A 12,319-nucleotide genomic window follows, 5' to 3' on the forward strand; every position below is an offset into this window, starting at 1 on the left:
AAAAAAGGAACTGTTGCACACAGTTCCCTTGGTATTATCCTCCAATGGCCAGTTAAACCCAGTCTGCACTTTCATCAGCGAGTCTTTGTAAGTCATTCATAAAAACACTTGCATGATAACCATCACAAACAGCATGATGAATTTGTAAAGAGACAGGTAGGAATAATTCATTATTTACTTGTGAATATTTCCCTCCAGTTATTATTGGTAAGAGAAAATCTCCACCATTATTAATATTTAAATTAAATGCTGTAAAAGAACTCCAAGGAATCATAGATATCGGAATATTATTATCTGGTATAGGTATTTTTGGAAATAAACTACCAGTACCATTGTATTTTTCTACATCCTTTTCATATTGAGAATGAAACTCAGAAAAATTAGCTAAATTTGGTGACCAGATGCCAGAAAATGTGTGCGTCTTCTTATCAAAAATTGTATAAGAAGGGCAAATCTCTGTCCAATAACCTAAATTACCTTCTGAGTTAAAACTAGTTCTAAATTCTCTGTGGGAATTAACTATTTTTGTAACCATAAAAATAAACGCAGGATATAACTTATAATTCTTTTTCTTTAAGTTCTCCATAAGAATAGTAATATTAATTTCATTCGTTATACTGTATGTTGTTTGTTGTTGTAAATAGTGTTCAAAGTATTCTTTTCGATACCAATTGTCACGATTAATAATATTGAATTTCATATTTAACGCCTCCTAATATACTTAATTTTATCTTAGGAGGCTATTTTCACTGCTTTTTTCATGACAGTCATCCTTTTTTATATACAATTTCATGCCACCATATTATCAAGTATCTCTAACTAGAGTCAACATACATTCTTCCACTATCCTGCCACGTTAGTTGAAGAAGATGGGAGAACGTTGTTCTCTCTTATAACTTTTTATAAACATCTGCATAAGCTACTTTTAGTTGCTCTCTTAATTGCTTGTTTTCTTCCTCCAATTTTTTGTTCTTCCTTTTTAGAGAGGCGATAAGGGCATCTTTATTGTTTTCATTCATTTTTCGCTTTACTTGTTTCGGTGTAGGTACTTGTGACTGTTGATTTCGTAATGTTTCAATTCTTGAACGAAAGTCCTTGTTATTATAGAGCGTTGCTTTTGAAACATCAGCTTCACTGGATACACTGTTAAAGTTTATTTTTTCATTAGCCTTTATAAGCCTTTTAATGGCTTCATCTACCTTTTGATATGTGTTAGCTTTACGATTGGCATGAATGGCTTTCAAGTGGGCAGAACGGTCATATTTAGCCATTCTTAGCACCTACTCTCCGTTTCATGCGTTCTTGTCTACCAAAGATGATATTTCCTTCTTGTAAGGTATTTAAGATGTTTAGATAGCGTAGAAGATTCTTTTCATTTTTCTCTGCAATATCTTCTCGACCTCGTTGTTTCGCTATCTCAATAGCTTTTGTAGCTGTTTTGACATGAAGTTCATACTTTTGTTGATCTAACTCTGAAAAACCTACCGCTAAGTCTTTACATGGTGTTTGGTTGTCACCACAAGTTAGACATGGGGGTGCTTCCATGTGAGGGCAATTTCCATTTAGACGAGCATGGCACGTTCCATAAGGGTTGTCCATCGCATTTAGCTTATGGTCTTGCCATAACGCATCCAGTATGTCTGTAGGTATATCTTCTCCTGCTTTGATTTCTTGCACTTCACCGTTTAAGTCGAAATTAAAAACTCCTTGCTTGATAACCGATTCAAATGCTTTTCTTTTTGTATCGTCTAATAGCTTGGCATACCGTAATGTCATTTCGGGAGATGCGTGAGCCAATAATTCTTGTACAGTTAGTATATCAGCACCACCATTTAACATTTTTACACCGTAAGTGTGACGGAACTGGTGAGTTTTGAAATGAAACAAGTTTCCATTTTCGTCTGTGATGTTCTTTTGTTTGGCTAAAATATTTAGTTGATCTCGAATCCACACTTGCAAATAGGGTTTACCTTTTCGTTGACCACGATAACGAACAAAAATATACCCTTCGGGATTATTCTCTTGATGACTTAGTTCTTCGGATTTATCAATAAGAACGGCAAGAATATTGGCTAACTCAACGTCTATTGGAATCCGATGCCCTTTTACATACGTTTTTTCAATATCTGTTTCAATCAAATATTGACCATTGAGTTTGACTAAACAATCATTAGTTAAGCCTAATACATCTGATATTCTAAGTCCTGTTTTAAAAGCTATCCAAACAACGGGTTGAACATCTTTATGCAAATCATTGATGTGCGTAAATAATTGCTCTAATACAGAGTCGGGAATATAATCAATTTGGTCAATAGACTTTTTTCGTAATTTTGGTTTATCTTCGGGGGAAATCAATAGTCGCACATGGGTTTCGGGAGCCATCTCATACTCATATCGTTGAATATCTTCAAGAAACTTTTGCAAGGCTGATAATGATGTTATTACATTTTGTTCAGGATACAAGTTTTGATTCCTTGAATTGTTTTTAGCGTATTCATGTAAATATTCAATGTACTTTTCAATATGTGTTCGTTTTAAAGTTTTTAAATCCTTCCATGTGGGTTCTAATGCAAATATAAACGTAAAGAACTTTGATAGATTTATAACATAATTTAGTGCTGTACTCCATGAGAATTTATTTTTACTAAGTAACCGTTGTTTACAGTATTTTTTGACTTGTTCTCGAACCTTTTCGTCAATTTTTGAGAAGTCGAGGTAATAACTAACATTACTTTTGTTGTAATCAATACCGTATTTATCATGCAATACACGAACATCCCATCTATCTTTTTCCCATTCTTCTCGTTTATCTGTGTATTGGAATAGAAAAGTGTAAACAGTTCTTAAATGAATTGCTACACTTGATTTACCAACAGTATCTTTGTAAATTATTCTTTTTCTAATTTTTTTCGTATTTATTCCCTTTTCATTAAGCCAAAACAAATACTCACGTTCTGCTTTTTCAATGTCTAAATCCAATAAAGATAATAGTTTAGGATACTTTTCGTTTAAGAACTCCGTCATTCTTTTTAATGGGCTTTGAGTCATAAATATGCTTTTGATTGTCCACAAATCATTAAACAATTGCTGATAATAGACATATCTCACTTCTAAATTGATTGAAGGGTTACTCAATCGAAAACGAATATTTTTATTTGGATAGGTAAAGTTCGCTACGACTTCTTCGAACTGTTTTATTTCACCTACAACGTTAATATTCCACTCGTCATTGACTAAAAAATATGGGGTTTTTATTTGTTCAATTGAAACCGAACCATCTTCATGTACTGTTTTTTCGGGATAAGTTGAAAGTTCTCTTTGTATTCCTTCGTGAAAGCCTATTTCTTCTGTACGAAAACTTTTGATGTGTTTCATTCAGTACCTCCTTTTAGTTATCTTTCTTTAGGTTAAATTCGGATTGTGCTTTATTCCAATCTTCCCGAATATCTTCATTCGAAGGATGTAGGTACAGATTCATTGTTGTTTGAATTTGAGAGTGACCTAATCGTTCTTGCACTTGTTTTATATCCTTTGTTTTCTGATAGTAAATTGTAGCGTGTGTATGGCGAAATAAGTGAGGGTGTAGGTTTATCCCTGTTTTCTTTTTTAAACGCTTAAATAGGGATTCTACGTTCCAATATTCCATTGGTTTTCCTACATCTTTTCCTCGCAGTTTTACAAAAACAAAGTTTGAATCCAATTCTAATTCGTCAAGCACCTCATACAAGTAATCATCATATAAATCCATTAAGGACTGCGATACATAAATTTCTCGTTCACCTGTCTTTAACATAGCACCGTTTTCTAATTCCCCACGATCTATCAAACGAATTCGATGTCCCTTTGCATGATCAAAAACAAAATCCTCCATAAAAAGAGCGAGAGCTTCTCCAATACGCAATCCCGTTTCAAATAACAATTGAATCAAGAAAGTGTCTCGTATATTCGTTGTTGCTTGTAATACTTGTTGTACTTGTTCTTTTGTGAGTGTATCTACTCTTTTGCGTGGTTCTTTTAATTTCAATATGTTTCTGATTGGTGGCTTGTCCTGATTTACATGGTGTAAGAAACTTTTGTAACGTGAGTTCCCCCTTGTAAACACTTGTTTCATCAACTTTTCCATCATGTCATTTTTTACTTCTTCGTTTCGAAATAAGTAATCATAGAAGTTTGCTATAACTGTAATTGTAAGGTTAATTGTTTTTTCCGTTCGCTTTGCTTTCTCTTGTTGAAGGGGAGTGACTTTTGAACTCTCATAAGGACTTCTTAACCACCCCACAAACTCTACTAAATCTTCTAACCTAATATACTTATAATCTTTGTTTGTTTCTTTTAAGTAGGTAAAAAAATGTTTTAAGGAATAACAATATGTTTTTTGAGTATTAGGGCTTTTTCCTGTCCTATCTAAATACTTTATATATTTCATAACTGGCATTACAGGGAATCCCTCTTGATCCAATAATATGTATCTCTTGTTGTTATTCTCTATGAGAACCTCTTGTACTTTCATAGCACTCACCCCCTAAAATCATATTAACGCTCGGTCTAAAGACCTCACTACGCCTCCCGCTATGGGCTACGTCCTCCACCTAAAGTGTATATACTTTTCTGGATATTATATACATATTAAACTATATTTTCAATATCTGTATAACTAATCTAATATGTATAAGAAAAGAGGATATATGCTCATATATTGAACATAATATCCTCTTATTAGTTTAGTCTATTTAAATCATATTGTAGTAAGGCTCTTTAAAGTTGTTTAATTTCTAACCATTTAAATGTGCTTGTAGACAAAAATTAATAATAAAGTTGTTTAAATCTTGTTCAACTAAAGCACCCGTTAGTTTAATAAGAAAAAATTATCTATTATTAAAGTGGCCCACCTTCAAAACCAATAGGCCATCCATCGTTTTTAAATTTTACTTTATACTGAAACTCAAAGTGACCATCATAAATAAAAGCTAAACTAAACCCAGAAAATATATAATCGTCAAAATTAACCATCTTTCCAAAAAATATTGTGGATAGATAGTAGTTCTTCATTTCTTGATTAGGGAAGAATTTCTGTAAATATTTTAATGCACAGCTTATATGTAGATGGAGTTCATCGAATGTTTTTTCTGCCATTTCGATAATCTCCATATCGGGATTTTCATTATTTCCCTGAATAATAATCTCCACATCTTCCCATTCTCCGATATTAATACTATAAAACCACCGTTTTTGAATGAGATACTTCTCATTTTCGTATACAGGGGGATTAACTAGGTTTAATTTTTTTACCTCATCTTTAGTTAACGGTTTATCAAGAATAAGCTTTTTATGCAAAATTTCTTTGATATTAGAGACAATATATTTAGATTTGTTTAATTCTAAAGAGTCCATTTTCCACCTCATAAATTATAAAATAAAGTAAATTCCCCCTTAAGTATATCATCATCCTTATTCAACTATCCTGCACCTTTAATTCAATAAGAATTAAACAACTTTATTATTTTCAAAGGACTTTATTGTAAATTAAACAACTTTATTATCTCTTAACATTTGAGCTAATTATAAACCTAGTACACTAACAATCTGGCATGCTTTGGAATTCACAATATGATAGTACATCTCTAACCCTTTTCTTTCCGAGCGGAGAATCTTGCCACGCATCTTAGATAAATGCTGAGATACGGTAGATTGAGGAATATCTAATAGCTCCGTTAATTGTGTTACATTACAAATCTTGCGGTGTTCTAGCTCCTTCACGATTTGTAACCTAACTGGATGGGCCATAATCTTTAATAATTCTACATCCGCCTCTGGGATTTTGTGCATTTCATTACTTGCTTGAATAGTTGTCATTTTAATTTCTCCTTTTATAATTTCGTTTTATTTTAATTATCTATTTTTAAGTATCTATTTTTAAGTATGCTGTGTTTACTTGAGTATATTATTCATAACCACTATGTAGTTTGTTCTTTCGTCTCCCTATCAGATTTGATATATATAAGTATCATGATTACTAAAAATCCAACAAAAGATAACATAGGTATCGAGATGAAACCGAATAAATTTAAGTAATCTTCTGTACAAGAAACCCCTACAGAACAAATCTTCATCTCACGAATAGGAAACGCTTGAATTGTAATTTGATATACAGATAACATTAAACCGATACACACAAATGGAAATGCATAAGTGCTGACGTGCGGATCTTTTCTATACATTCCTATCCCCAATATTAATACTAATGGATACATGGCCATTCTTTGGTACCAGCACAAATCACATGGCGGCAGCTTCATCCATTCACTAAAAAATAAACTAATTAACATTGCACTAGTAGCTATCGTCCAAGCAATTGCAATGTGGTACTTACGAATCCATTCCATTTTATGTTCTCCTCACACGATTTTAGTTGCATTGAAGGTTTTATAATAAGGATGTGATATTATCTCAATTATCTATTTAGAATGTCACTAACTTATTTCCGTATTTGGAATAACCGGTTTCAATGGATAGTATCCAATCATTTAGATCTTCCCAGTCATACCCCTTATCTTTCAACTCTGGTGGAAAGCAATTCTCAAAATCATCTCGCATTTCGTACATGGTTTCTAATGCTTTTTCTAGTGGACCAAATCCATATACAATATGTGTTTTCACTCGTTTGTTTTTCTTTTCTGCTACAGCCAAATATACATATCGTCTTTCCTTTGCTAAAACGAACTTCAAAAACCCTGGTATTTGACTCATCTAAAACATTCCCCTTTCGGTTTTCCTTACCTTTTCTTTTGTATACGAGTAAGGAAAACAAGCGTTTTTGCCGTATTAATTTAAGATGTGTCTCATTTTTTTACTTTGAAAATACAAAAACACACTCATCATGACAATATTTATTACACCAGCTGCAGCACCAATTTTGGAGATAACATATACATATTCATTATTACTAAATGGCAATAGGCTCACGAAAATAAATAAAATTGAAATGATAAAGGATAAGAGCATATTTCTTTTGTTTTCATTCATTCAAAAAACCTCCATTTTGCAGAAATATTTGTATTGCAATGCATTAGGGTACTAAGCTGCATCATTACGGTTATAATGCCGGTTCTTTTCATTTATAAATCCTTTAATGTTCCACACACCAGCTTTTAATTCTTTTGCTTCTTTTTCTGCTTCTAGCATTTCAGGTAGAAATGTAGTATTGGGTTTAGAAATATAGGCTATAATCCCATAACCAGACTTGACCATTAATTCATTAATATGTATTCCGTCACAAAATACATAAGCCAATTTCCTACCGTATTTGTCTTCTTTTGGTCCCTGATCATAAACTAAAGTTACACTTTTCCCTTCTAGCTGTTTCTTTAAAAAGGAAGAGGCTTCTTTTCCCATCTTTTGTGGTGGGATTTTTTGAGAAACAGACTCCGGGGTATCCAATAACAGTAACCTTACCGTCTGTTTCTGCCCCTTTACGTTCACGTCTATCGTATCTCCGTCTTTTATATGTAATACCTTCCCTTTAACAGTCTCTAAGCCTTTTAGTTTCCCCTTATAAGCTTCTGGAATATCAACAATACCTTTCCCTTCCACGTGCTGTTGTATTCCGTTTTGTACTGCTTGGGCAGGTCTTGAATCATTTTTTATTTGCGTCGAATTGCTACATGCTGACATTTGAAATACGAATGATGTTATACAAATAGCTTTAATCCATATTTTCATATCGAAATTTCTTCCTCCTACTTAAAATATGTAAATGGCTGCGTCTAATAAACAAACGGACTATCTATTGTATTTACTTCTCAATAATTACAACATAGGCAAAACTGTATCCATTTTGGATAATCATTATAAAGTGCTCTAAATGAGCGTTTCTTACAATTCGGACATATTAACACTATGTTTTTTTCATTCTCTTCCTGATTTTTCAATTTTTCAAAAGAAACATTTGTAGAAGTTATACTAGTGGTACACAATATATATCCCCCTTTTGAGTCTTGAAATCTCAAAAACAAATAAAAAAGGACACACCTATGGCATATGTATGCGTAGGTGTGTCCTTTTGCAAGATAGTTTTAGAAGTATTTTGTTACTTTTATCATATCATAGTTCTGATTAATTTTATATATGAAATTTAAGATTTTGCGATATTATTTCTTCTCATATATAAACGTGACTCTCTTCTGTGTAGAGTCATATGTTAATTTCGCATCGAATGATTTTCCTGTTTTTTTCGATATAAATCCTTTTATTGTATCCGTCATATTCTTTTCTAATAATTTCTTGATTTGACTAGCTGTAATTCTTTTTTCAAGTATCAATCCTGAAACAATGAAATCACAGCCCTTCTTGTATTGTTCGCATAGATAGTTTGTTTTCCCTATTATGACTCTACTCTGGCATAATGGACATTTGCCTACTGTACGATCATCTGTAGTTGAAAATTCAAAACAAATACTAAGATCCGGGTTTAATCGAATCGCAGCTGTAAATTCTCCTTTTTCCCCACTAAAACCACTAATGAAGTCTGTTACATTGTTGTTCAGTAGTTTTTTAATCTGGCTATCGGATAATTTCTTGCCTTTAATTTTAGCTGGCAACATAAAATCGCATCCATTTTGATAATCTGAGCAACCGAAAAACGTTTTACGGTTAAGTATTTGTCCTTTCTGACACCTTGGACACTGACCTAGCGATAATTCTTCAACTGAAGGCAAATTAAAGCTGACTTCACCGTTAACGAATGCTAGATAAGCAGAAAACTCTTTGCCATTAGATTTAAATCCTTTTATAACGTCCGTTTTATTCTCTTCAAACAGTTTTTTTACTTGTGCTACAGGAATTGTTTTTTCCTTTATTCTTTTGGGTAATCCAATGTTACAGTTTGGATGATTGCTACACCCTAGAAATTTCCCTCTATCTAAAATTATGCCATTTCCACAAGGGCATTGGCATACCTCTATTTGTTGCTTCCAGGTCTCTATTAGATTGTGCGAAATCGTGTCAGGTATTCTTATAATCTCTTGTGTTATTTTTTGTACAAATGTATTTGTTTGCGCAATGAAGTCCTCATAACTCATTTCATTCTTTTCAATACGATGTATCATTCCTTCCATTTCAGCTGTGTATAATGGATCTTTAATTTGCTGAACAGGAAATTGTTCAATAAAGGCACGACCAATTGGAGTCGTAGTAATTTTTCCTTTTTCAATGGCTATATAGTTCTTCTCGTGTAGAGCCGGAATAAAGGTCGCTTCGGTTGCAACGGTTCCAATTCTTTTCCCCTTCATTAATTCCTTTAAATGTTCATCGTCAATTTTCCGTCCTGCTGTTTCCATGAAAGTAAGAATTGAGCTTTCTGTGTGTAGAGCTGGTTTCTTTGTTTTGGATTCCTGTAACTCAAAATCGCAAATTTGAAGTTCCTGTCCTTTCTGCATGATAGGAATTTTAAATACTTCCACACTTTCTTCCTCTATTTCCTCTTGAAACACTTCTAGAAACCCTTTTTCTCGAAGTACACTTTCTTTTGTTTGATAGTTATTTCCCATCGCGTCAATAAGCGATACTTCTCTTACCAGGTATACTGCAGGACGCATGAAATTACCCACAAAACGTTTTACCACGAGGCTATATAGTTGTTTTTCAATCTCTGGACGACCTTCTTCTTGATATTGTTTAGTCGTCGGTATAATAGCAAAATGGCTTGATACAAGCTCATCATTGAACGTTTTATGTTTCACATCAATTGCTTCAATGTCGACGGATTGTACCAGTAAAGAATACTGACTCTTAGCTAGTGCCTGCATAACACCTTTTACACGATCCACTTGTTCTGTAGGTAAATGCCTAGAAGATGAGCGTGGGTAGGTTATGAAACCTTCTTCATACAAAGTTTGAATGTGTTTTCTGGAAGTTTCAGCATTGAGTTGTAATTGCGCATGGGCATCTTTATACAGGTCTGTTAAGTTATATAGCAATTTAGGATTCTTCTTCCTGGTTCCCTCTTTAAACTCTTCTACTACAAGATATTGCCCTTTTAAATCTTCTCCCAAACTTCTTAATGGTGATGGGTTTAACACTTGGTCTTCTGTTTTCATAACAGGTTTAAGTCCTAAATCTGTTATTAGCTGCAGATGATAATAAGATTGTTCTTTATAGTTTTCAATTGCTAATTCGCGTTGGCGTATCTCATTTAATAAACACATTTGTACACGGCCGGATGACAATAAGAACTTATTTTGTGCTAATTTTGTGGTACACCCCCTGGTTATATATAGCGATAGGTAAGTTTTTGATGCTATCTCCAACTTTTCCCCCGCTCCACACCGTACGTGCGATTTTCACCGCATACGGCGTTCCATCAATTTAAACATATCTTTGTTTTCCCTAATCTGATAATATTAGTTCTTTTTAATACGATTATATTATTCAATATTGTTATATAGCTTTGTTTCCAACTTTCTTTCTTAGTTTGTTAAGTTTTTCAAGTTGGATCTCGTTGAGATCAAATAAGGTTAAGAGCTTGTTTATATTTTTAGGGTCATTTGTATGAATAAGTAGGTGTATATCATGATGTATGACCACTAAATTTACATATCTATCATCTTTTGATTCATGATGAGGAATAATGTGATGACAGTGGATTTCATTGAAAGCCAGTTCCCTGCCTGTGATAGCACATTTTCCATGTTGAGCGACAAACTTTGATATACGATTGTCATTGTACTCAACTGTAGCACGTTCATTTATAATAGGATTCTCTCTTAACCATTGAAGCATATATTCAGACACTAGACTCTGGTTTTTATGAATTTCTACACGCCCCTGCGGGGTGTACTTATTAGTCGAACTTTTCTTGCCTAATGGTTTTCGTTGTTTAACATAGCCAATAGGGATAATCGGCATATCAAGCAAATACCTCATATTTTTCGACTTCATGTATTTCATAATACCTTTGTCTTTTGTCTTATAATTGCTTGTTTTACTCAATCCACGTAGCCGATTTTTAAGGCTTATCATCACAGAGTAATGGATGCCATTAACATCAGACGCTACATGCGAAGCTATATTATAGTAATTATGAATACCTAATACCAAAGCGTTATATCTACTAATTTCAGCCACTGTTTCTTTTGAGTTTGAGCTTTTCTGAATGGCTCGTATTTGAGTTTTAAGCTGATACCTTATGCTTTTTATTGCTTTTTGCGATACATGAGTGTGCATAACATATCTATCAGCTTTCCTTTCGGCTTTCAACTCAAATCCCAAAAATGTACTTCTTTCATTCCACAAATCAGTTATTTGGGATTTTTCTTCTGAAATTGGTAGACGTAACCTATCTTCAAGCCACTGTTTACTTGCATGGTAGATGCGTTCAGCAGTCTTCTTGTCCTTGCAAAATATTTTAAAGTCATCAGCATACCGGACATAGTAGAACTCCTTAAGTGTTGTACTTGACCTTAATTTGCGATAATGATTTGATTTAACTTCACCTTTACCTTTGGCATACTGGTTTATAATTTCTTTACAGCGACGTCCTTGCCATTGCTTTGATATCCACCAGTCAAACTCGTTTAGATTAATATTTGCTAGCAGAGGAGAAAGAACTGCACCTTGCGGTGTTCCTTTTGTTGGAATTATCACTATGCCGTTAGGCATGACAATAGGTGATTTCAGCATTTTCCCAATGATTGCTAATAGTTGTTTGTCTCTGATGCCAATAGTCCAAAGTTGTTTCATGAGTTTGCTGTGGCATACTTCATCGAAGAAGCCTTTGATATCCACATCAACCACATAACGACATTGATTAAAGTTAATTCTATGACCGCAATCAACGATTGCTTGTTCCACTGACCTATTAGGTCTAAATCCGTAGCTGTGAGTATTGAATTTTGCTTCGCAGATAGGTTCTATCACTTGAAGAATGCTTTGCTGTGTCAGCCTATCCCAAATAGATGCAATTCCTAATGGTCTTGTCTTTCCATTTGGTTTAGGAATATCTACCCTTTTGACACGCCTCGGTTGATACCAAGAAAATCTTTTCTTCATTATGGATAGGTATTCATTTGCACTAAGTTTTTCAATATCCTTGATTGTCAATTTATCAATACCTGCTGTGTAACTTCCTTTATTACGTTTGATATTTCTGTACGCTAGTAGCAAGTTATCATCAGATACGATATATTGCATTAGGTTTTTGAATATCGCATTCTCGGAACTTTCTTTGAACAGCAAATCAAACGTTGGTGTCATACCGTAGTATTCAGCATGTCGCAACTTGCTATCTTTTAGTTCCTTTTGAACTACATCATTCATAGTTAAT

General features: G+C 33.6%; 11 protein-coding genes and 1 pseudogene. All 12 read right to left on the reverse strand.

Annotated elements, in window-relative coordinates; all coding sequences use genetic code 11:
- Positions 1–52: 52 nt before the first annotated feature.
- A complete protein-coding gene (gene catA / locus QCI73_RS28870) occupies positions 53–700 on the reverse strand; it encodes a type A chloramphenicol O-acetyltransferase (RefSeq protein ID WP_144533782.1) in 648 nt (215 codons plus the stop codon).
- A gap of 190 nt (positions 701–890) precedes the next feature.
- A complete protein-coding gene (locus QCI73_RS28875; protein WP_128294884.1) occupies positions 891–1,271 on the reverse strand; it encodes a DUF6262 family protein in 381 nt (126 codons plus the stop codon).
- Positions 1,264–3,375: a tyrosine-type recombinase/integrase gene (locus tag QCI73_RS28880; RefSeq protein WP_144533780.1), complete on the reverse strand. Its 2,112-nt coding sequence runs from the start codon at positions 3,373–3,375 to the stop codon at positions 1,264–1,266. The genes QCI73_RS28875 and QCI73_RS28880 overlap by 8 nt, the downstream gene beginning before the upstream one ends.
- A gap of 13 nt (positions 3,376–3,388) precedes the next feature.
- Positions 3,389–4,510 carry a tyrosine-type recombinase/integrase gene (locus QCI73_RS28885; protein WP_128294882.1) on the reverse strand — a complete coding sequence of 374 codons (1,122 nt, stop codon included), beginning with the start codon at positions 4,508–4,510 and terminating at the stop codon, positions 3,389–3,391.
- A gap of 365 nt (positions 4,511–4,875) precedes the next feature.
- Positions 4,876–5,391, reverse strand: a complete 516-nt coding sequence (locus QCI73_RS28890; RefSeq protein ID WP_048525709.1) for a hypothetical protein — start codon at positions 5,389–5,391, stop codon at positions 4,876–4,878.
- 168 nt (positions 5,392–5,559) lie between these two features.
- Entirely contained in the window at positions 5,560–5,853 is a 294-nt protein-coding gene (locus tag QCI73_RS28895) for an ArsR/SmtB family transcription factor (protein ID WP_087952081.1), read from the reverse strand.
- A gap of 101 nt (positions 5,854–5,954) precedes the next feature.
- On the reverse strand, positions 5,955–6,383 hold the full coding sequence (locus QCI73_RS28900) for a disulfide oxidoreductase (RefSeq protein WP_144533778.1): 429 nt from the start codon (positions 6,381–6,383) through the stop codon (positions 5,955–5,957).
- 76 nt (positions 6,384–6,459) lie between these two features.
- Entirely contained in the window at positions 6,460–6,747 is a 288-nt protein-coding gene (locus QCI73_RS28905) for a hypothetical protein (protein ID WP_144533776.1), read from the reverse strand.
- Positions 6,748–6,822: 75 nt separating this feature from the next.
- Complete coding sequence (locus QCI73_RS28910; protein ID WP_144533774.1) at positions 6,823–7,023, reverse strand: hypothetical protein; 201 nt, start codon at positions 7,021–7,023, stop codon at positions 6,823–6,825.
- A gap of 51 nt (positions 7,024–7,074) precedes the next feature.
- On the reverse strand, positions 7,075–7,719 hold the full coding sequence (locus QCI73_RS28915) for a thermonuclease family protein (RefSeq protein ID WP_144533772.1): 645 nt from the start codon (positions 7,717–7,719) through the stop codon (positions 7,075–7,077).
- 428 nt (positions 7,720–8,147) lie between these two features.
- A pseudogene (locus tag QCI73_RS28920) lies at positions 8,148–10,280 on the reverse strand (DNA topoisomerase); the annotation flags it as partial.
- A 154-nt stretch (positions 10,281–10,434) separates the two neighbouring features.
- Positions 10,435–12,312, reverse strand: a complete 1,878-nt coding sequence (gene ltrA / locus QCI73_RS28925; RefSeq protein ID WP_076868583.1) for a group II intron reverse transcriptase/maturase — start codon at positions 12,310–12,312, stop codon at positions 10,435–10,437.
- Between the last annotated feature and the right edge of the window lie 7 nt (positions 12,313–12,319).

It is taken from the genome of Bacillus cereus group sp. MG16, assembly GCF_040459875.1.
Taxonomy (GTDB): Bacteria; Bacillota; Bacilli; order Bacillales; family Bacillaceae_G; genus Bacillus_A; species Bacillus_A paranthracis.